26 protein-coding genes, 1 pseudogene and 1 riboswitch are annotated in these 18,636 nt (G+C 36.7%); of the genes and pseudogenes, 4 read left to right on the forward strand and 23 right to left on the reverse strand.

Annotation, left to right across the window (positions count from 1 at the left end):
• Window position 1: 1 nt before the first annotated feature.
• The 16 genes and pseudogenes from CYK18_RS08870 to CYK18_RS08945 all read right to left on the reverse strand — a co-directional run bounded on the left by CYK18_RS08870 (window position 2) and on the right by CYK18_RS08945 (window position 8,671).
• Complete coding sequence (locus CYK18_RS08870) at window positions 2–460, reverse strand: CtsR family transcriptional regulator (RefSeq protein ID WP_001211277.1); 459 nt, start codon at window positions 458–460, stop codon at window positions 2–4.
• A 490-nt stretch (window positions 461–950) separates the two neighbouring features.
• Entirely contained in the window at window positions 951–1,286 is a 336-nt protein-coding gene (locus CYK18_RS08875) for a YjcQ family protein (RefSeq protein ID WP_101782407.1), read from the reverse strand.
• 253 nt (window positions 1,287–1,539) lie between these two features.
• A complete protein-coding gene (locus tag CYK18_RS08880) occupies window positions 1,540–1,950 on the reverse strand; it encodes a DUF722 domain-containing protein (RefSeq protein WP_049537989.1) in 411 nt (136 codons plus the stop codon).
• 377 nt (window positions 1,951–2,327) lie between these two features.
• Window positions 2,328–2,876 (reverse strand): hypothetical protein, encoded by a 549-nt coding sequence (locus CYK18_RS08885; protein WP_101782408.1) that lies wholly within the window; start codon window positions 2,874–2,876, stop codon window positions 2,328–2,330.
• A gap of 9 nt (window positions 2,877–2,885) precedes the next feature.
• The gene (locus CYK18_RS08890; protein WP_101786211.1) at window positions 2,886–3,746 is read right to left on the reverse strand and encodes a phage major capsid protein; all 861 of its coding nucleotides are present in this window, start codon (window positions 3,744–3,746) and stop codon (window positions 2,886–2,888) included.
• A 25-nt stretch (window positions 3,747–3,771) separates the two neighbouring features.
• Complete coding sequence (locus tag CYK18_RS08895) at window positions 3,772–4,131, reverse strand: HK97 gp10 family phage protein (protein WP_060805998.1); 360 nt, start codon at window positions 4,129–4,131, stop codon at window positions 3,772–3,774.
• A 48-nt stretch (window positions 4,132–4,179) separates the two neighbouring features.
• Window positions 4,180–4,410: a hypothetical protein gene (locus CYK18_RS08900; protein WP_060805999.1), complete on the reverse strand. Its 231-nt coding sequence runs from the start codon at window positions 4,408–4,410 to the stop codon at window positions 4,180–4,182.
• Window positions 4,411–4,499: 89 nt separating this feature from the next.
• Window positions 4,500–4,661 (reverse strand): hypothetical protein, encoded by a 162-nt coding sequence (locus CYK18_RS10850; protein ID WP_162837499.1) that lies wholly within the window; start codon window positions 4,659–4,661, stop codon window positions 4,500–4,502.
• Complete coding sequence (locus tag CYK18_RS08905) at window positions 4,658–5,503, reverse strand: ATP-binding protein (protein WP_060806000.1); 846 nt, start codon at window positions 5,501–5,503, stop codon at window positions 4,658–4,660. Before CYK18_RS08905 ends, CYK18_RS10850 begins: the two co-directional genes overlap by 4 nt.
• Before the next feature lie 11 nt (window positions 5,504–5,514).
• Window positions 5,515–6,372, reverse strand: coding sequence for a conserved phage C-terminal domain-containing protein (locus CYK18_RS08910; RefSeq protein ID WP_049509655.1), 858 nt, complete (start codon window positions 6,370–6,372; stop codon window positions 5,515–5,517).
• Entirely contained in the window at window positions 6,359–6,631 is a 273-nt protein-coding gene (locus tag CYK18_RS08915; RefSeq protein WP_049509653.1) for a hypothetical protein, read from the reverse strand. The genes CYK18_RS08910 and CYK18_RS08915 overlap by 14 nt, the downstream gene beginning before the upstream one ends.
• 1 nt (window position 6,632) lies before the next feature.
• A pseudogene (locus CYK18_RS11150) lies at window positions 6,633–6,843 on the reverse strand (hypothetical protein).
• Window positions 6,836–7,045, reverse strand: coding sequence for a hypothetical protein (locus CYK18_RS08925; RefSeq protein WP_049509650.1), 210 nt, complete (start codon window positions 7,043–7,045; stop codon window positions 6,836–6,838). The pseudogene CYK18_RS11150 and the gene CYK18_RS08925 overlap by 8 nt, the downstream one beginning before the upstream one ends.
• Window positions 7,046–7,367: 322 nt before the next feature.
• Window positions 7,368–7,628, reverse strand: coding sequence for a hypothetical protein (locus CYK18_RS08935; protein WP_049539448.1), 261 nt, complete (start codon window positions 7,626–7,628; stop codon window positions 7,368–7,370).
• Window positions 7,629–7,639: 11 nt separating this feature from the next.
• Window positions 7,640–8,242 carry a Rha family transcriptional regulator gene (locus CYK18_RS08940; protein WP_101782448.1) on the reverse strand — a complete coding sequence of 201 codons (603 nt, stop codon included), beginning with the start codon at window positions 8,240–8,242 and terminating at the stop codon, window positions 7,640–7,642.
• A gap of 240 nt (window positions 8,243–8,482) precedes the next feature.
• Window positions 8,483–8,671, reverse strand: coding sequence for a DNA-binding protein (locus CYK18_RS08945; RefSeq protein WP_061438568.1), 189 nt, complete (start codon window positions 8,669–8,671; stop codon window positions 8,483–8,485).
• 177 nt (window positions 8,672–8,848) lie between these two features.
• Here CYK18_RS08945 and CYK18_RS08950 point away from each other — a divergent pair, with 177 nt between their 5' ends.
• From CYK18_RS08950 to CYK18_RS08970, 4 genes are all read left to right on the forward strand, one after another.
• Window positions 8,849–9,487, forward strand: a complete 639-nt coding sequence (locus CYK18_RS08950) for a helix-turn-helix domain-containing protein (RefSeq protein WP_101782413.1) — start codon at window positions 8,849–8,851, stop codon at window positions 9,485–9,487.
• 133 nt (window positions 9,488–9,620) lie between these two features.
• Window positions 9,621–10,160: a hypothetical protein gene (locus CYK18_RS08955; RefSeq protein ID WP_101782414.1), complete on the forward strand. Its 540-nt coding sequence runs from the start codon at window positions 9,621–9,623 to the stop codon at window positions 10,158–10,160.
• A 189-nt stretch (window positions 10,161–10,349) separates the two neighbouring features.
• Window positions 10,350–11,114: a hypothetical protein gene (locus tag CYK18_RS08960; RefSeq protein WP_049509641.1), complete on the forward strand. Its 765-nt coding sequence runs from the start codon at window positions 10,350–10,352 to the stop codon at window positions 11,112–11,114.
• A 312-nt stretch (window positions 11,115–11,426) separates the two neighbouring features.
• Complete coding sequence (locus CYK18_RS08970) at window positions 11,427–12,593, forward strand: tyrosine-type recombinase/integrase (protein WP_101786213.1); 1,167 nt, start codon at window positions 11,427–11,429, stop codon at window positions 12,591–12,593.
• Between the two features lie 156 nt (window positions 12,594–12,749).
• Here CYK18_RS08970 and CYK18_RS08975 read toward each other — a convergent pair whose 3' ends face one another.
• From CYK18_RS08975 to dnaB, 7 genes are all read right to left on the reverse strand, one after another.
• On the reverse strand, window positions 12,750–13,478 hold the full coding sequence (locus CYK18_RS08975; RefSeq protein ID WP_000136219.1) for an ABC transporter ATP-binding protein: 729 nt from the start codon (window positions 13,476–13,478) through the stop codon (window positions 12,750–12,752).
• On the reverse strand, window positions 13,478–14,485 hold the full coding sequence (locus CYK18_RS08980; protein ID WP_000754561.1) for an ABC transporter substrate-binding protein: 1,008 nt from the start codon (window positions 14,483–14,485) through the stop codon (window positions 13,478–13,480). The genes CYK18_RS08975 and CYK18_RS08980 overlap by 1 nt, the downstream gene beginning before the upstream one ends.
• A 38-nt stretch (window positions 14,486–14,523) precedes the next feature.
• Entirely contained in the window at window positions 14,524–15,282 is a 759-nt protein-coding gene (locus tag CYK18_RS08985) for an ABC transporter permease (RefSeq protein ID WP_161683551.1), read from the reverse strand.
• Entirely contained in the window at window positions 15,245–15,535 is a 291-nt protein-coding gene (locus CYK18_RS08990; protein ID WP_000647655.1) for a thiamine-binding protein, read from the reverse strand. The genes CYK18_RS08985 and CYK18_RS08990 overlap by 38 nt, the downstream gene beginning before the upstream one ends.
• 68 nt (window positions 15,536–15,603) lie before the next feature.
• Window positions 15,604–15,706: riboswitch (TPP riboswitch) on the reverse strand.
• Window positions 15,707–15,787: 81 nt separating this feature from the next.
• Complete coding sequence (gene cbpD, locus CYK18_RS08995; RefSeq protein WP_101786215.1) at window positions 15,788–16,900, reverse strand: choline binding-anchored murein hydrolase CbpD; 1,113 nt, start codon at window positions 16,898–16,900, stop codon at window positions 15,788–15,790.
• A gap of 88 nt (window positions 16,901–16,988) precedes the next feature.
• The gene (locus tag CYK18_RS09000; RefSeq protein WP_000128619.1) at window positions 16,989–17,255 is read right to left on the reverse strand and encodes a Veg family protein; all 267 of its coding nucleotides are present in this window, start codon (window positions 17,253–17,255) and stop codon (window positions 16,989–16,991) included.
• Window positions 17,252–18,610 (reverse strand): replicative DNA helicase, encoded by a 1,359-nt coding sequence (gene dnaB / locus CYK18_RS09005; RefSeq protein WP_101786217.1) that lies wholly within the window; start codon window positions 18,608–18,610, stop codon window positions 17,252–17,254. The genes CYK18_RS09000 and dnaB overlap by 4 nt, the downstream gene beginning before the upstream one ends.
• Window positions 18,611–18,636 lie beyond the last annotated feature (26 nt).

The raw sequence follows: 18,636 nt of genomic DNA on the forward strand, positions 1-18,636 counted from the left end.
CTTACTTCCCTTTTCTATCTACCTCTTGTATGACCTGTCGTAGCATGTTTGCACGAAGAACTGGAGCTTCTTCTCCTAGAACGCGATCCAAAGCTACTGATACTAGCAAATTCATCTCCTGCTTGGTCATCAATTCCTGCTCAACCAAAAGCTGTAGAATATCCTCATAAATTTCTTGACTGACCCGCTCACCAATTGAGTAAAGTAGCTCCCTGAGCATTTCATGATGACTAGAAAACTCAATCCGTCCTATACGAATGTAGCCTCCGCCACCACGCTTACTTTCAACCAAGTAGCCTCTACTTTCCGTAAAGCGTGTCTTGATCACATAGTTAATTTGACTAGGAACAACCTGAAAGGTATCCGCCAACTGACTCCGTTGCAACTCCACAATTCCAGATTGATCTAAAATCGCCTTGATGTAGGCCTCAATATGATCCGATGTATTTTTAAATCTCATTACAAACCCACCTCTCTCTTTAAACCTTGACTATCTTTGACTATACTATCATTTAACACTCTATAAGTCAAATTTTTAGGGCTCAGCCCTTGAAAATACTGACTTTCTTTAAAAACATTTAGTCATTAAATCGCTTTAGTTTTTCTTGAAAGTTCCTAAAAAAGTCCACAAAAAAGAGCCCTGAAAAGGGCGCAATATTGACGAGTTCAGCAGGCAAGAAACTAGCACGGTAAAACGTGCTTTTTTTATTACCTGGTAATATTATAGCATATTCTCACCAAATTTATATACTCTCAAAAATTTTAAAAAAAAACGTAAACCTGACTCTCGCAAAAGAGAGATAAACACTAAGATGGAGAACGAAATCCCCCTCACACCTCTATTTTATCAAACCCAATCAGAAAAACACTACTTCATAAAATCCAATAAATTCGATTATAATAGCTTTCGGTCTGCTAATTATTTCACTAGCGCTCATATATCCCCAGCGCTACATTCCAGGTATCCAATCTTTTATTTCTTTCAAAATTTTATAAGCCTGTTTCATTTTAGAGTTGTCCTCCAAATATTCAATACCTTTAGTTGTAATTCTAACAAGAGACAAATTCTCAATATAAACATCTCCAGACATGTCCCCAGTTACACAAGCGCCTGTCAAAAATCCGTCATCAAACAGATTACGATAGACATCCATTAAGTATAGGTGGGGAATTTCCAGGACGGAAGAGTTTATTTCATTTTCATCGGCTGGCTCTCCATGCTTCATTTTCTGAAAATAATAATTAAGGATTTTATACACAACTACCCAATAATCATTTTTTGCCATTACTACAATCTCCTTTTTTAAAAATATAATCCTTTGCGCTCCACTTTATTATAGCTCTTTTGCTATCTTCCTACAATAAATCAAGTTTTATCTATTTCTCCTCTACAGTATATATACTGCCATTCAAAACTAATCATTTTTCTGATGAATCGACCAGTTTTTACCCCCTTTTTGTCTGAAGTGCTCCGACTTGGAAAAAGTTCCCTTCACCGGTACCCTACTGGGCAGAAAGATTTTTTAAAAGGTGGGGGAGTCAATATCCTTTCAATTCCACAAATCTTTTAGCGATTACCTTCCTACGGCTATTTATATAACGAGTAGTTTTATTTAGTTTCTCTGCCACGTCTTCCCAAGTCGCACCAGCTTCTAAATATCTCATTTTAAAAATTACTAGATCACTTTCAATTAAGTTTTCCATCAAGGTATCTACAACTAGTTTGAAACCTTCTAAATATCTTAGCGTTTGGTCTTCTTCAATTCTAATGATTGTCGCTTCAGTAGGACTAGATACTGTCTTGCCTTTCCCACCAGTATAATCTTCAGTGCTATGTTTCTTATTATGTATCAGTTCCTGTCTTCTCAAATAAATTCTATTAGCAAGCGTTCTATATCGTCCTAACTCAATATCTATCCCGTCCAGGTCTCTGTTACTCAACTCGTACATAGGCAAGTACCTCCACTTAAATTTAAAAATTTTTTTATCTTTCAATTTGTCAAATTGTAAATTCTGTCAAACTGACAAAAAGCGCTAAAAGCCTTCCAACACTCCACTTACCAGGTATCATTGTTTTAAGTTTGACAACTCTTCAGTATGACAAGTTCAAGGGAAATTTCTTCAATTTATCCCCTCAGTTTCTCATATCTTACATTCTGTGAAACTCACTCCATTCTGTAAACCCCTGATATACCTTGCTTTCAAGCTATTACTTCTTTTCAGTTTATGCTTACTTTGTTATGTGAAACTTAGTAAAGCATAAAAGTAGGACTAGCGATATTTCTTTTGTTTGAGCCATATATCACTAGCCTTACTTAATTTGTTCCCTATTTTTCTAAATACACTTTGATGTCCCGATATTCCTTAGAAAAATTCATCCATCCGCTAGAATCAGGGGTTAAGAATGGTAGGACAGTAAGTGGACTTACTTCTGTTCGATACGGCGATAGAGAATGTCTCTGACTTATTTCTCTGACTACACCTGTATGGATTTCTTCTACATCCTTCTTCAGTTCTTGAATTTCATCATATGCGTCCAGAATTCGTCTAAGTTTCTTTCGGTATTGTTTATAGATCTTCTTAGTTTCCATCCGTTGCTTAGTCTCTTTAAAAATGTATTCAAAGATGACTGCATTAGCTTCTGAAAAATCACTATCAAATTTTTCCTGAAGGCCATTAATAGCTTTTTCCATATTTTCCAGCTGCTCTAAAGATTCTAAGTTATTTGACAAAAAAGAATCTATGTTCTCAAATGAAACTGCTTGATTGCCTAACAGGCTTTTCCTTTTTTTGCTTAACTGTTCTCGTGCTGAATTAATCTTACTTTTTTTATTATCTAAATCATCCAGTGTATCAAATACTTGATTAATATCCATTTCTTCCTCCTAGTTCCATTGAATAGAGTAACCACAATCTTCTTCAACTTTTTTTACATCAAATCGGGTATGTAAAATCAACCGTTTCCCAAAATAGTCATTCGCATTCACCCAACTAAGTGTATCTTTCTTTCGATCAAACAAAGTAACAAAGTTTTCTAGATCTCCGATAAAGCCTTTTTTGTCACCTTTATTCCCTAATGTTGTATCATCTACAATTAAAAAGTTATCTACAAAGAATGTTTCACTTGTCCCTGTCTCTTTATCAACTTTAAGAAGATAATTTCCTGAAGTGTCTTTCATTTTTTCTAAGACACTAAATAGTGATTGACTAACAACCATAGATACATTGCGCTCTGGATTGATTAAAGAAACAATAGATTTCAAGTCGTCCATACTTGTAGCAGTCTGCACTTTCGCAGTTTGGAGAATTTTCCCAATCTCTCTATTTCGTGTTCTACGTTTTAATTTAATAATCTTCTTACCAAGAAAATCCGTTAAATTATATTGACCATCGTCTAATTGTTCCTGTGAAAAATCAAGTTTTCCACTGAATAATTTAACTAAGTAATCAACGCTGATAGTTTTCTTTTTATCTGCTTCTGTTCTCTCAACCGAATTTTCGCTAACTTCTTGTAATGAATCAGATTCAAAGTCAGTTACTTCATACTTCCCACCACGGGTACGAGTCTCAATAACATTTACCAGATCAACCAGTTCTTTACGTTGATGTTCATTTTCGTAACTATCAAGGATTGGTTTTTCAATGAGTACATGATTATTTTCTACGTTCATCCCTCTAGTGTTATAACCTGTACTTCGGATATAAGCTTCTAGATTTTCTTTTTGTTTAACTAAGTTAGTTGTCATTTTTTTGCTCCTTTATCTTACAAGATTATTTACCTAGATTTTTTATTCTTTGTTCAAATTTTTCTTTTACTTTTTCCTCGACTGGTTTTATATGAGGAATTGCCTTGCTACGTCCCCCATTTCTTAATACATGTCCATGTTCTAATAAATGAGTTAATCTATATGTTGGATCTGCATTATAGATTACAAAAGAACCTTTAGAATTTTTCTTAAAGCGCCAATTTTTCGCATATTTCCCATATCTTTTAGGACTTGTTTGTTTCAATTCATTCACTGCTTCATTTGTAACCTCTTCAGCAATTAAATCTATCTGTTCTTCAACTTCTTCAGAATAAGCTTCCAAAGTTTTAGCAATTTCATTTGCTAGATCACTCGTTAGACTCATTTTACCCTCCTTTATCTTTTTATTGCTCCTCGTTGTTTATAATTTTTTCTAAAATTCTTTGCTCTTAGTTTTTCTTTTATGACTCTCCGAGCCTTTAGAATCATTTTTTCTAGATTTTGGTTTGTCTTGTTTGTTAGCATATTTCTCTAGTATTTCTTGTTTCCGTTGTTCTAAGCTATCACCTTCTTTTTTACACTGAGAAAAGATTTTCTGTCTTTTATCTGGATCCATAGAAAACTTATTGGCTACCACATACCCTAAAGAAGTATCTCCTGCCATAATACTCACCCCCTTTCTATGCAAACAAAAAGGGACATACCACTAGCATTATATGCTTACGGTATGTCCCTGAGTTGTTCTCAATAGACTTATTTTTTAGTTTCTTTTTTGACTAGATGAGTAAATTTCCCATCTGAATAGAATAAAGTAATTTCTCCAAAACTTGGAACTTTTTCTATCTCTATTATACCACATTTTTCGTAGACAACAAAGCCTTTTTCTGTTGCAAATCGCATTTTATCATCATTCATTGATATTCTCCCCTCACTGTGTTTATAGTATATCTCTTATCTTTGATCGTGAAAGCCTTGAAAGTGTTCCCTTCTAAACCTTTCAAAATTCTACTTGAATTTCTAGCATTGTATACCGTCCGCAGTTCACTACTATCTAGGTTCGTGTTGAAAATCGTAGTTTCTCGATTATTGATAATATCAAACAAGAAATCCTGTTCCCAATCGCTCTTAGGGGTTACCGTCCCATTTTTTGCCCCCAGGTCATCAATGATTAGAAAATCAACATCAACAAGCTTTTTAACCGCCTCATACTCTGTTAGGTTTGCATTTCTGCCATAAGCCCAGCCTTCTTTTATCTGCTTGATAATCTCGGTTAGGCTGACAAACAAGACACTCTTAGGCTCGTTCTTCTCTCTGAAGCTCTCATTGATTTCTTTGGCCAGGGCAAGAGATAAATGACTTTTTCCTATTCCTGTGCTACCGCTGATTAAAGTATTTCCTGTCATACCTGCAAGGTACTTCTGGGCTTGCCCCTTTACAAACTCTAACATCTGACGCTCCTCTGTCGTCTTAACAAAGAAATTATCAAATGTCGCTCCTTTCAACTCGTTAGGAATCGTACTATCACGCATTAAGACATCATAAGTTTTAAAGTAAGCTTGCCTGTCCTCGAACTGCTGCAATAGGTCTTTCTCTTTCTGTTTAATCTCTCCCTTCACGCACTCCGGACAAAATGCTTGTACTTTTCTTTCTGAACCCCCTAACACTGGTACAGAAATTTCCCAATAATTTACCTGGTGAATATCGCAAACTTTATCCGATATTTTTCTATTATTAAATTCTTTAAATTGTTCCTTCATCTGTGCAACTCCTAAAATGGTAGATCTGGGAAGTTATCTTCGGACTTCCCTTTTATAGTTTTAGGCTTTTGATTCAAATAACCATCAAACTTAGAACCGAAAAGTGTTTCTGGTCTTAGATATTTAGAAAATTCAGGACTGTCCTTCCATTCTGCCGTTTTAATATCTATCACCTGTTTAAAATCTTCAAGTGTATAGCCTTCTTTGAATCGTGCTATTATCGGCTTCAAGTTTTTGTCCAAATATTTATAATTTTTCCCAACTGTATGATTCAGATAAGCTAAAGGTATTCTGATTAAATATTTTTCAGGACGTCCTTTAGTTACCTCATCAATCATACTCGGAGTTAACCAATTTGGGAAAGTAAAGTCAGGTTTACCTGACAATATATATTCTTTATATAACTCTTTATCTGACTCTTTCTCTATCTCTATCTCTGTTGGACATGAGTTGGAAACAGTCCTTCTATTTTGGACATTCTCCAATTTTGGTAAATCTTGACTATTTTTTCTTTGGTCTCGCTTGTATTTTGCCCAGTTTGTTTCACTCTCAACCATAGCTTTTGCTTGCGATAATGTAGCGTGTCCATCATCGTCTATCTGAATCAGTCCGCATTTTGTAAAATATGCAACCGTCATATTGATATCATCTTCAGAAACATCTAGTTTTAAAGCTAATTCCTGTACCAAACTATCAAAATAGCCTTCATAGTACAAAATACAATCATCTTCTAAACTTTCCAACATAAGACGGATATAAATCACTGTCATAGTGTAGCCACCAGGCATATTTTTCAGTCGTTTAATAAAAAGATTATCAAAAAACTTCTTATCAACTTTTAACCAAAAATATATTTTAGTCTTTGCCATCATCTACCCCCAAAAACTTTAAAACGTCTGAGACTTTATAATACGCTTTTCTAGTATCTTCAATAGGCGGTATATACTGTGGCAGTCCCGCACCTTCCCATTTTGTTAAGGTTTTATCTCCTATGCCCAGTTCTTCCTTTAGTTCCACCTTGCTAATCAAATCTAATCTTTTTTGAGGTGCTTTCTCATGGCTTTTTAAATATCGTTCCACTGCTTCCAAAATCTTAGACTTTAAATCTTCAATCATTTTTTCAAACATCTTAGTACCCCCATGGCTTAACCGCTGCAAGCTGAATATATCGCCCATAATCAGGGCTTAAATCCTCGCTAGTCGTTTCAATCGTCTGTGTACTTTCTCGCTCGATTTGAGCGCTTTTTTTTGCGGTCTCGGTGGTTTAGATAGATTAGTAAACCAATAGCTACCACAATAAAGATAAGCGCCTGTATGTTGGTTAAATCTAACTCATTCATGTTTTATCCCCTTTCTATAGTCATTAGCCTGTTGAGTATGTTCTGAAATGAGTTGGTTCATAGCTTGGATTACTGTATTTAGTAAAGCTGATGATTGTTTACTGTCTTCCATACTAGCCATTTCTAAGACTAGTAGAGTATCAGTTAACTGACAACAAAGCCCCTCATAATCTACTAGAACATCATTTGTATTTACTGTCATATTGTTTTCCTGTGCCTTTTTTTGCCTGTTTCCTATACACGATTAGTACCACTCCAAACGCTGGGCAGTTGCCCCAAGTTGGCGAACGCTTGTAGCGGTGTTTCGTGAGTAATTACCCATCTTTCAGCTAAACAAGGCCTTAGAATCACCCTGTCAGCGCTTGATTTCAAAACCTTTTCTAATTGCTTGCCTGCTCTTCGGTTTTTCTTTAGGTATTTGATAGAATAGATATTTTTTGCTATAATCAAAGCATAGAAAAAATTTCTATATCCTTAATCTTGTCGCTTGCTCGCCTCGTCTAAAATTTGAGCAAGTGATTTTTTTATTTTCTTTTTGCATGATTACTACCTGACTTTGGTTTATAAAGCAAGTCTTTACTTTCGATAAGATCTAGAATCCAACTGATTCCCTGTTCTACTGTTTCAAGAAATGCGCCCAGGTCTTCACTGTCCAAGTTCTCGTAGTTCATACAAAGATATTCGGCTAGTTGTCTGTCTTTCTCAACTAGCTTTTTAAAATCCTTGGGATACTTAGGAATTTCTAACCCCTTGGCATTTGTAACTGTCTTAAAATCATTTTCCATTTTCTATACTCCTATACTTTAAAAATTAGTTCTTTAATTTCTGAATACCCCCTATTCAAGCTAATCATAGCTATTGCCATATCTTCCAAACGTTGGTAGTTTGTCAATTCTACACTTGTCAAGCCATCAATACCGTTCTTACTTTCTCGCTCATTCATGAGTTGCGCTTTATTCTTCCCTGTCGCTCCCTTTAGTAGTAAGTTTGTAAGTGTACTATAGGCATGCTTAGGTGCTTTCTCCCATGTTTGAATAGCTTCAGTTAAGCTTTTACGCTTTGGTTTTTCTAGTTCCCGTTGAAGATAGCGTTTAGAAAGTTCATCACGCATTTCAAAGAAGGCTTTAACTAGGTTAGTTTTGAAGTTGGCCACTTGCTCAGTATTTTTTAAGAATGTAACTAACAAGGTCGCTTGTTGCTCATTCAAAATATAATCCTTAGTATTCTGGCCGCTTTCCATAGCTTGGATTTTAAATCCAACCTTTCCGAACCGTTCAAACCTTACTTGATGTTTGCGGATTGTCTTGGTTATTGTATGATGTTGCAATCCAGTGCATTCTGCTACGATACTGCTCAGTGTATACGGCTCTTTTCTGCCGTCCATGTAAACCAGTTCCATTGGTTCGCTCCTTTCTTCTTGTTGCTCGTGCTTGCCACCTAAAACAGTACCAAGGTAAATCATTGAGGTAGGGAAAAATTAGGAGAGAATGAACCCCTACAAACCCTTGATACTGCCATAGGTAGCAAGCAAAATAATCTAGTAAATAATTAACTAATTCCGTTTATCAATCTCCAGTGGTAAAGCACCACATGAGAAATCTGTAAATGTAGAGTAGTATTGCGATTGGTTCGCTCCTTTCTAATAATCTTCTAAAAGCCACTCTATCACACTTTCGTAAATGCGCTTAGGTGCATCGTAGTTGCCAGCTTCAATTTTTGCTAGAGTAGGAGGTGTAATTTTTAGTTTCTTGGCTAACTGAACTTTTCCAAGCTGAAGCTCCCCTCGTTTTCGACGAACTTTTTTTGCATGTTCTATTGTTAATAACATTATCAACTCACTCCTTTCTAAAAAATCTTGATTTGGACGAAAGTTTTTTCATCACACTTTGAATTATAAACGAATTTATTTTCGTTGTCAAGCGATAAATGAAATTTTTTTCGTCTATGATTTTATTTTTTCTCTCTACTATGTTATACTTTAGATAAACGTATAAGAGGATAACTAATGGAAAAACAAACACCTAAAAATAATCTAAAAAAACTTAGAATAGAAAAAGGATTCTCCCAAAAAGAATTTTACGAAGATATTATAAAAAAAGAACTAGGTTTGAATATTACTTTACGAACTTATCAAAATTGGGAAAATCCAAATAATGAAATCAAATCAAAACCTGCTCTACTACTTGCAGAATATTTCGGGGTAAATGTTGGATATCTTTTAGGGGAAGACGAAAGAAGAACAACCTACCTAACCTCTACTCTAGAGAAATATAGTGATAACATGGAATCCCCAGTAGATTTCGCAGGATATGGTTTGTTGGCGCTAACTCGTGGTGAAAAAGTAAGGGATACCGTAATAGAAAACCTTAGAGAAATCACAGACTATTATGGACATAGAAGATTTGCTAAAGAAGAATTTAAAAATTGGAGTCAAGAAAAAAAAGATCTTATGTTAAAAGGAATGCAAGACTATGCTGATTCAAATATCGGAAGATTTCTTGCAGGTCTAATGACCTTTCCTGATAAGACTAAAATTACTATTATTGATTTTTTAACACTAGACAATAAAGAAAGGGAAGCTGTTAGTACAATAATTTCCTCGTTAGCTGATAATCCTGTTCTTCATAAAGATTATGACGACTAATATAAAATCACTAATCACTATATAAGCTCCATATCCGCCAATAGCTACTTTATCTCATAGGCCTATTGTTAAAAATATGGGATATCGCACTAAATCTTTTATCAGAAAAACATCAGCATATAGGAGGCTACTTATGAAAAAATTACTAAGCACGTCAGCTATTTTACTTTCTGCTACCCTTCTAGTAGCTTGCTCTAACAATCAATCAACTACCAAAGATAGCTCGGAGCAACCAAAAACGGAGCAAAAAAATACTACTTCAACAAACACAAAAGCCAAAGTAGATAACAGTAAATACGATGATCTAATTTCTGAAATCAAATCAAAATTAGATCCTGAATCAACTGGCGCAATAAGCGTTAAAATTCAAAATAACGTAATCGATTCAGATTCATCCGAACCGCATGATACAATCATGATTTTGCTAACTGGAACGGCTAAAGATAGCGCAAAAGAGACTATGGACGCAATCAATTCAAATTCTGCTACAACTAATCAGCAAAATGCAATTACCGTATTTCGGATGTCTATATCTGAGTTTGCTAAAAAATTACCAGACGACAATACTACTCTTTCCCTTGGGTATGAAAAATCTGCTGATCAATACGACTTAATCGCAAAATCTGCAAAACAAAAAGATTTTATCCCTATTGGAGAACTCATCGTAAATTAAAAAACTCCCCCATATTCGCCAATAGCGCCCCTATTTCTAAGGTCTATTGTGCAAAAACAGAGGAAATTGAAGAATAGAAAGCCATTTTTACAGACTAAAGCGCAAAAAAACGGCAAAATTGACAAATAGAGATGACTAATATCTTCTAAACCATCGGCGAAATCGTGGGCATATATAGAGAGAATTAAAATGAACAAAGAAAATCCATATTTTGAACAAACCAAACAAAACTACATAGAAGTTGAAAAACTCTATAAACTTGGTAAAGCAAAGCATACATCTTCTAAATACAGATTTCTTGCACCAGCAGTTAAAAGACAATCTGAACAATTCTTATTTGAAGCCAAGACTCAAAAAAGAAAATATTGGAAATTCAGTCGTGGTTCTCTGGTATTCGTAGAGTTCGGTGTAAATATAGGTGGAGAATTATCAAATAATCATTGGGCTATTGTCTTAGACAAAGTAGATAGTCCCTATAAAAAAACACTTACAGTAATTCCTCTAACATCTAAAAATCAAATAGATACTGTACTCATAGACGAAGTCATTGCAGAATATCCTTCTATTTTGCTTGATGAATATATTGAAAAATTACACAAAGAATTATTTGCCTACCTAAAATATTTAGATTCCAATAATGCAGTTACTGAAGCTGCCTTATCGGATGTCTACCAAGCTTATACAGAACAATTTTCAAACGAAATAATTCAACCTAAGATAATAGACGATGATAACCTTAAACGGACACAATCAGAAATAAATGACGTTATTGAATTAACTCAATACTACAAAAAATACATTAAGCGTTCTTATGCCAAGTGTAATAACCTTCAAACAATCAGCAAAGATAGAATTTTAAAGAAAAATAGATTAGATCCAATCGGAAAAATGAAAGTATCTGATAACACATTGGACAAAATTAACGAAAAGTTAAAAGAATTATACCTTTTCTAATCTCTTGACATTTTTTAATAATTATATTACAATACAGCTATTAGGAGTTTAGCTCCATAAAGTTTACATTTGGATTTTAGATCCATAACGTGATAGTAGCCGTATTTGATACGGCTACTTTTCTTTTTATATTCTAGTAAACATAACTTAAAATAAAAAACTCCCCCATATTCGCCTTGTTTTCTATTCTGGTACAATTTACCGTCCGACTGCTTAAAATCGAAAATAGAGGGGTTCTCGTAACTCCTCGCATGGTACAAACTCAAAACCTTTTCTAATTGCTTGCCTGCTGATGGAAAAAGGAGTAAAACCATGAAGATTACACAACACACGAAAAAAGACGGATCAGCAGTCTACCGCTCCAGTATCTATCTTGGTATCGATTCTGTAACTGGTAAGAAGGTCAAGACTACTATATCAGCACGAACAAAGAAAGAACTCAAAAACAAGGCCACCCAGGCTAAGGTAGAATTTGAGAAAAACGGCTCTACACGGAAACAACGCTCACATATAACAAGCTATAGGGAACTTGTGGACTTATTCTGGCAAACCTACCAGCATACCATAAAGACTAATACGCAGATAAAGATAAAAGGTTGCTTAAATAATTACCTCTTGCCCTCATTTGGTACTTACAAACTAGATAAACTTACACCTGTCATTATCCAAACTCAGGTAAATAAGTGGGCGGATGAGTACAATCAGGACGGAACGGGATATAAAGAATACAATCACCTTCATGCCTTAAATAAACGTATTCTACAGTATGGGGTTTCCATCCAAGCATTAGACAATAACCCTGCTCGTGATGTTGTCATTCCTAGAAAGATAACCAGAGATAAACAAGAAATTAAATACTTTCAAGATCAGGAACTTAAAAACTTCCTCTCCTATCTCGATAACCTGGAGAATACCTTTGTCAATTTCTATGATACTGTGCTTTATAAAACGCTCCTAGCTACTGGACTGCGCATCCGTGAATGTCTGGCTCTGGAATGGTCTGATATTGACCTGCAGAACGGAACAATCGATATTAACAAAACACTCAACATTTTAAACCAGGTAAACAGTCCTAAGACAAAATCAAGCTATAGAGTTCTAGATATCGATCATAAAACAGTGCTCATGCTTCGCCTCTACCGAGCAAGACAAGCAGAAAATGGTAGAAACATTGGCTTAACCTATGAGAAAGTATTCTCTGATAGCTTTGACAACTATGTCAATACTCGAAAGGTTGATTATCGCCTACATAAGCACTTAAAAAACGCTAACTGTACTGACTTAGGCTTTCATGCTTTCCGACACACTCACGCTAGTATCTTGCTTAATGCTGGCCTGCCATACAAGGAAATACAGACACGGCTTGGCCATGCAAAAATATCTGTAACTATGGACACTTACAGCCATTTATCAAAAGAGAACCAAAAAAGAGCAATCTCATTCTTTGAAACTGCCCTCGAAAAAATAAAAAGTTCTTAAAAAAGTCCACAAAATAAAAAAAGCGACACATAAAACCCTTATGTATCAACGATTATAGAATGATTTCGGTATAATTGACTATTATACCGAAATTTTCTTATTTTTAAAAGAAAAAGGGCGCTGGTAAAGGATAATCTTCACCAACTCCCTATTTTTCTACTTATCTAAGCCTAATTCTGCCAAGATTTGACGTTTGTAGGCAATCTTTTGGACTTCCTTATCCTCATCTTCAGACCAATCTAGTTTAATTTCTGAAACAATCTGCCCAGGGCGATTTTTCAAGATATAGATGCGGTCGCTGAGATTGAGTGCCTCCTCGATACTGTGAGTAATAATCAAGGTTGTTAGCTGCAACTGCTTGTGAATTTCAAGGTACCAAGCGTGGAGTTCCATCTTGGTCATCTCATCCAAGGCACTAAAGGCCTCATCCAAGAGAAAGAGCTTGTGCCCGAAAAGGTAAGTTCGAAGCAAGGCTACACGCTGACGCATCCCACCACTGAGTTCATGAGGATACTTATCCCGTACAGCTGTCAACTGGAAGGTCGCAAGAATTTCATCCGCGCGGGCAATGGCTTCCGCCTTATCCACTTTTTGAATCAAGAGTGGCAGAATGATATTACCAAGCACCGTCTTGTGCTCCAAGAGGAGATCCTTTTGCAACATATAACTCACGCGCCCCTTGGGATTCTCCTCCCCATCAAGGACAATTCTCCCTGACTGAACTTCTAAAATCCCAGCGATTAGATTAAAGAGGGTGGTCTTTCCAACACCACTTGGGCCTAGGATGGAAACCACTTCTCCTGAAGTCACCTGTAGGTTGATATCCTCTAAAATCCTCTCCTGACCATAGGCATAACTGACGTGTTCTAGTCTAATTTCTGTCATTATTTCACAAATTCATTGGTGAAGCCTTTGTCTGTCAAGTCTTCTTTAAGGATACCATTTTCTTTATCCCATTTATAGAAGGCATTCCAGCGAGCTGCATCAAATTGACCCCATTTTTCCTTGTCACTTGCGTATTCTTTTGACAAGTATTTTTGAGATTCGATGACAAAGTCACGTTTTTCCTGAAGTTCAGGTGCATTCTTGATAAGGATATCTGCCGCTTCCTCTGGATGCTCCATAGCATATTGGTAACCTTTTTTGATAGCTTGGATAACTTTGCGAGCTTCTTCTTTGTTGTCTTTCAGATAGTCATTGTTTGCGATGATAACTGGTGAATAGTAGTCAAACTCCTTGACATAGTCTTTCAAGTACATGAAGTTAGCATCTACACCTTGTGATTTAGCAAGAATTCCATCCCATCCATAGTAGATCCATGCAGTATCAAATACTCCATTAGCAATCGGTGTGATAGAGTTTGAGTCGTTGTTTGGTACTTTTTCAACTTTTTCAAAATCTCCGCCTTGTGATTCTACCAAGGTTTTCAACATAGCAAGTTCAGTTGGGTCATTCCAAGTTCCGTATTTCTTACCAACCAAGTCCTTTGGACTAGCTACATTGTCAGATTTACGAGAGATAATTCCTGATGTATTGTGTTCAACAATAGCTGCAACGGCAGTAATACCTGCCCCTTTTTCCAATTTTTTAGCCATGTAGTCTTGGAAATACACTGCAAATGGTGCCTTACCATTGATAACCAAATCAGAAGAACTTTCTTCTGGTGGTAATTTCAAATCAACATCCACTCCAGCTTCTTTGAAATAACCTTTTTCCTTGGCAACATAAAGCCCTGTGTGATTGGTATTTGGTGTCCAGTCTAGGATAAAGTCGATTTTCTTAAGTTCTGCTTCCTTATTATCCTTAGAAGCAGTTCCTTGACCACAGGCCACAAGCACAACAGCTACAAGAGCTGTTAAAACAGTTAAAAACACTTTCCATGTTTTCTTCATTTCAATTTCCTCTTTTCTTTTTCAGAAACATTCTAATTCTACGAACGTTTCCATTTAATAACATATTTTTCACTAATATCGACCAACTTCATACCCAGAAGGCTGATAATCGATACCAGAATAATAATAGCAAACATGGTATCATACTGAAACAGTTTCTTGGACTGAATCATGTAGACACCTAGTCCTTCAAAGCCTCCCAACCACTCAGATACCACTGTTGTGATAAAGGCGTAGGAGACACTGACCCTCAGACCTGCATAAAAGTAAGGCAGGCTGACTGGAATTTTAAAATGCCACAGAATCTGCCAAGGCTTGGCCCGCATAAGACTAAACAAGGTCAGCATATCCTTGTCACAATGCCTAAAACCGTCCAAAATGCTGACGATGATAGGAAAGGTTGTCGTTAAGATAATCAAGACAATCTTGGGCAAAATCCCATAACCTAGCCACAAGACCAGAATAGGGGCTATGGCAATGGTCGGAATAGTCTGAACAACCACCATCATAGGGTAAATCAGGTCATTGAGCCAAGTCAAACTATCCATAAGTACAGCCATGAGACAGGCAATCAAGACTCCCAAAATCAGTCCCAATAAAGCCACTCTCAAGGTCGCCCAGCTATGGTGCCAGAGAAATTCTCTATCACGAACAAAGGCCTGGAGAATTTCAAGAGGTGTCGGCAGGATAAACTTGGGGAGAAGTTTAAGAAAACCTGCTAACTGCCAGATTGACAAGACTCCTAGAAAGCCCAATAGACTAATGTGTCGTCTCAGTATACTTTTCAAGTTTCTCATCAATACTTAAAATCTCTCCTACATTTATTTTGACATTGGCAAAGACATTATCTGCCTCCTGCCCTGCCACCTCTAGCGCTTCTTTGAGAATGCGCATAAGCTCATCAAACTCCCCTTCCAAGACCGTTTCAAATGGTGTCACCACCATAGTTACCTCTTGAGCTTGCAGATAAGCAATGACTTGATCGATAACAGCAATCCGATCAATCCCCTGTGATAGGGGTAAAATTTGCAAGGCGATGCTTGCTTTCATAAGAACCTCCTCTTCTCGTTTTCCTTTGACAAAAAGAAAAACCTTTACCATATATGGAAAAGGTGCAGAATAGACTAAGTATCGTTCCCTACGCTGGCATTACCCAGATCAGGTGCGGTCGAAGCTTAACGCTTCCTCTCAGACTGTACACAGACTCCCATATATTATATGGACATATGATAGCGCAAAATAAAAAAAATGTCAAGGAAACTGCTTACAGAAAAGAGCAGGAAAATTTCCTACTCCCATTTTCTATACTCGTTCTCCATCACTGTTTACTCTGTAGCCATCCACCGTCGTATTAACAGCTAAGGCACCTGAAGAGTAAGAATAATACCACTTACCAGAAACTTGATACCATCCTGTTTTCATTGCCCCTGAACTATCTAGATAATACCACGAGCCATTCTCCTTTAACCATCCTGTCTGCATTTCACCAGATGATTTCAAATAATACCAGCTAGAACCGTCTTTCAACCAGCCCGTTGATTTAGAACCATTTGATTTGAAATGATACCAACTACCATTTATTTTTTTCCAACCAACAGTCAGAACATCATTGGAACTACCTTCTGTTTGATTCTGCGATGACACAACCTCCTCTAACTGAATATAGCGACGACTTCCACTATAAGATATATAACTCAACCACTTATACCCATCTTTTTCAAGTACCTGATCATAATGAACACTCTCACCTGGAGAATAATATGCAATTGAAGTTGCACTAACTAAAGGTTGATTTTTTATAGCTGCCTTATTCTTAAAATAATGAGTTCCTCCTGTCGAAGAAGGTTGACTATTGAATACTTTGCCACTACTTACTACATTACCCCTATCCAAATCTTTAAAATGAATAAATCCTGTCATCGTATTTGCTTTTATAATTCGTTTATTATAGGATCCTGTATAACCATAGTTGTATTCCTCAATTTCTATATTATCCCCCATTACATTTGAAACCCAGGCAACATGACCATATCCTCCTGCAGTAGACCAAGCAATAGATCCAATCGTTGGTACACTATCTACACGATATCCTTCACGACGAGCACGATAGCCCCATTCATTCGCATTTCCATAAGCTGCCGGAATCTCAAAACCATTGATATTACTCAAACGAAAGGCTGCAAAAGAAGTACACTGACGAGAATACATGCGCCACTTATCAATTTCCTGACTCCCATTTTTATAATAGGCAGGATAATCATCTCCACGCGCAATCGATCCATTTCCTCCAGAATAGGCATATACACTATCACTCGCTACTAGCATCAATCCTACTGCTAAAAAAGGAACAACCTTTTTAACTGATTTTCTCAAAGAAAATCCTGTCTCTGTTACTTTGAATGGTAAAACTTTCATTCTTCCTCCTTGAAAAATAATATAAATCGAAGATTACCTTCACTTAAACTATTCGGAGAAAAAAGAAAAAGTGAGAAAATTTCTCACTTTAGTCCAGATAATGAATCAAATTCTTTTCTGTAAGGATATCTGAGTAAGTAAAGGATTCAACGTAAACATTAGCTTGTTTATCTCCTTCAACATTTCCAAATTCAACGATAAATAGGGATGGATAAACCTCAATTAGCTTACCCAATCTATTTTTTTGGCGCTTACGTCCATTTTCCAAAGTCATTTCAATTACATGACCCTCATGTGCCTTGATTTCTTCTTTGATTTTTTTCATCTTAGCTACATCTGTAAATGCATCTGTCATCTTATTTCCTCCCTTTTTGAAATACTTGAAAATTTATTGTATTCTTTTTGGAAAATTAATTCCACCGTTCCACGAGCTCCACTACGGTTTTTCTCGATAATAACTTCTACCTTATTATTTGGTATGCCTTCCTCTTCTTCACCGCCACGCTCATAGTAATCGTCGCGATAAAGAAAGGCTACGATATCAGCGTCCTGCTCAATAGACCCAGATTCACGAATATCAGACAAGACCGGTCTCTTATCCTGACGTTGTTCTACACCACGAGAAAGCTGACTTAGAGCAATTACTGGAACTTTCAGTTCCTTGGCTAGGATTTTCAACTGACGTGAAATTTCTGAAACTTCTTGTTGACGATTTTCTCGGCCTGTACCTGTAATCAATTGCAAGTAGTCTATCAAAATCAAACCAAGATTGCCCGTTTCTTGAGCCAATTTACGAGAACGAGATCGAATCTCTGTAATTCGAATCCCTGGTGTATCATCGATATAGATACTCGCGTTGGCTAGATTCCCTTGAGCAATGGTATACTTTTGCCATTCCTCATCGGTCAATTGCCCCGTACGGATAGAATGGGATTCTACCAAACCTTCTGCCGCCAACATACGATCCACTAGACTTTCCGCACCCATTTCCAGTGAAAAAATAGCAACCGTTTTGTCCAACTTAGTCCCAATGTTCTGAGCGATATTCAAGGCAAAGGCTGTCTTACCAACCGCCGGACGAGCTGCTAGGATAATCAACTCCTCCTCATGCAAACCAGTCGTCATATGATCCAAATCACGGTAGCCCGTCGCAATACCTGTAATATCGGTCGTTTGTTGCGAGCGAGCTTCCAGATTTCCAAAGTTGACATTCAACACATCTCGAATGTTCTTAAATCCACTTCGATTAGCATTTTCGCTGACATCAATCAGGCCTTTTTCTGCCTGAGCAATGATTTCATCAGCTGGTTGCGAAGCCTCGTAAGCTTGATTGACAGACTCTGTCAACTTGGAGATTAATCGCCGTAACATAGCCTTTTCTGCGACAATCTTAGCATAATACTCCGCATTAGCAGAAGTTGGCACAGAATTGACAATCTCAACCAAGTAAGACAGGCCACCAATATTCTGTAAATCACCTTGATTATCAAGAATGGTACGAACCGTTGTTGCATCTATAGCATCGCCACGATCGGATAAATCGACCATAGCTTGGAAAATCAAACGATGGGCATACTTAAAAAAGTCCCGAGACTCAATATATTCTCGCACAAAAACAAGCTTACTCTCGTCAATAAAGATAGCCCCTAAAACGGATTGCTCAGCTAAGATATCTTGAGGTTGTACTCGTAACTCTTCTACTTCTGCCATCAGACTTCCCTTCCTTTTACAATCTT

The organism is Streptococcus mitis, assembly GCF_002860865.1.
Taxonomy (GTDB): domain Bacteria; phylum Bacillota; class Bacilli; order Lactobacillales; family Streptococcaceae; genus Streptococcus; species Streptococcus mitis_AT.

Coding starts and splice junctions, on each gene's coding strand:
- CYK18_RS08985 (WP_161683551.1), bottom strand. CDS start 15,282: ATGAGAAACTTGAAAAGTATACTGAGACGACACATTAGTCTATTGGGC.
- CYK18_RS08910 (WP_049509655.1), bottom strand. CDS start 6,372: ATGGCAAAGACTAAAATATATTTTTGGTTAAAAGTTGATAAGAAGTTT.
- CYK18_RS08915 (WP_049509653.1), bottom strand. CDS start 6,631: ATGTTTGAAAAAATGATTGAAGATTTAAAGTCTAAGATTTTGGAAGCA.
- CYK18_RS08980 (WP_000754561.1), bottom strand. CDS start 14,485: ATGAAGAAAACATGGAAAGTGTTTTTAACTGTTTTAACAGCTCTTGTA.
- CYK18_RS08885 (WP_101782408.1), bottom strand. CDS start 2,876: ATGGATATTAATCAAGTATTTGATACACTGGATGATTTAGATAATAAA.
- CYK18_RS08960 (WP_049509641.1), top strand. CDS start 10,350: ATGAACAAAGAAAATCCATATTTTGAACAAACCAAACAAAACTACATA.
- CYK18_RS08970 (WP_101786213.1), top strand. CDS start 11,427: ATGAAGATTACACAACACACGAAAAAAGACGGATCAGCAGTCTACCGC.
- CYK18_RS08890 (WP_101786211.1), bottom strand. CDS start 3,746: ATGACAACTAACTTAGTTAAACAAAAAGAAAATCTAGAAGCTTATATC.
- CYK18_RS08945 (WP_061438568.1), bottom strand. CDS start 8,671: ATGTTATTAACAATAGAACATGCAAAAAAAGTTCGTCGAAAACGAGGG.
- CYK18_RS08935 (WP_049539448.1), bottom strand. CDS start 7,628: ATGGAAAATGATTTTAAGACAGTTACAAATGCCAAGGGGTTAGAAATT.
- CYK18_RS08900 (WP_060805999.1), bottom strand. CDS start 4,410: ATGGCAGGAGATACTTCTTTAGGGTATGTGGTAGCCAATAAGTTTTCT.
- CYK18_RS08875 (WP_101782407.1), bottom strand. CDS start 1,286: ATGGCAAAAAATGATTATTGGGTAGTTGTGTATAAAATCCTTAATTAT.
- CYK18_RS08975 (WP_000136219.1), bottom strand. CDS start 13,478: ATGACAGAAATTAGACTAGAACACGTCAGTTATGCCTATGGTCAGGAG.
- CYK18_RS08950 (WP_101782413.1), top strand. CDS start 8,849: ATGGAAAAACAAACACCTAAAAATAATCTAAAAAAACTTAGAATAGAA.
- CYK18_RS08955 (WP_101782414.1), top strand. CDS start 9,621: ATGAAAAAATTACTAAGCACGTCAGCTATTTTACTTTCTGCTACCCTT.
- cbpD (WP_101786215.1), bottom strand. CDS start 16,900: ATGAAAGTTTTACCATTCAAAGTAACAGAGACAGGATTTTCTTTGAGA.
- CYK18_RS10850 (WP_162837499.1), bottom strand. CDS start 4,661: ATGAATGATGATAAAATGCGATTTGCAACAGAAAAAGGCTTTGTTGTC.
- CYK18_RS08990 (WP_000647655.1), bottom strand. CDS start 15,535: ATGAAAGCAAGCATCGCCTTGCAAATTTTACCCCTATCACAGGGGATT.
- dnaB (WP_101786217.1), bottom strand. CDS start 18,610: ATGGCAGAAGTAGAAGAGTTACGAGTACAACCTCAAGATATCTTAGCT.
- CYK18_RS08925 (WP_049509650.1), bottom strand. CDS start 7,045: ATGACAGTAAATACAAATGATGTTCTAGTAGATTATGAGGGGCTTTGT.
- CYK18_RS08870 (WP_001211277.1), bottom strand. CDS start 460: ATGAGATTTAAAAATACATCGGATCATATTGAGGCCTACATCAAGGCG.
- CYK18_RS08905 (WP_060806000.1), bottom strand. CDS start 5,503: ATGAAGGAACAATTTAAAGAATTTAATAATAGAAAAATATCGGATAAA.
- CYK18_RS09000 (WP_000128619.1), bottom strand. CDS start 17,255: ATGACAGATGCATTTACAGATGTAGCTAAGATGAAAAAAATCAAAGAA.
- CYK18_RS08940 (WP_101782448.1), bottom strand. CDS start 8,242: ATGGAACTGGTTTACATGGACGGCAGAAAAGAGCCGTATACACTGAGC.
- CYK18_RS08880 (WP_049537989.1), bottom strand. CDS start 1,950: ATGTACGAGTTGAGTAACAGAGACCTGGACGGGATAGATATTGAGTTA.
- CYK18_RS08895 (WP_060805998.1), bottom strand. CDS start 4,131: ATGAGTCTAACGAGTGATCTAGCAAATGAAATTGCTAAAACTTTGGAA.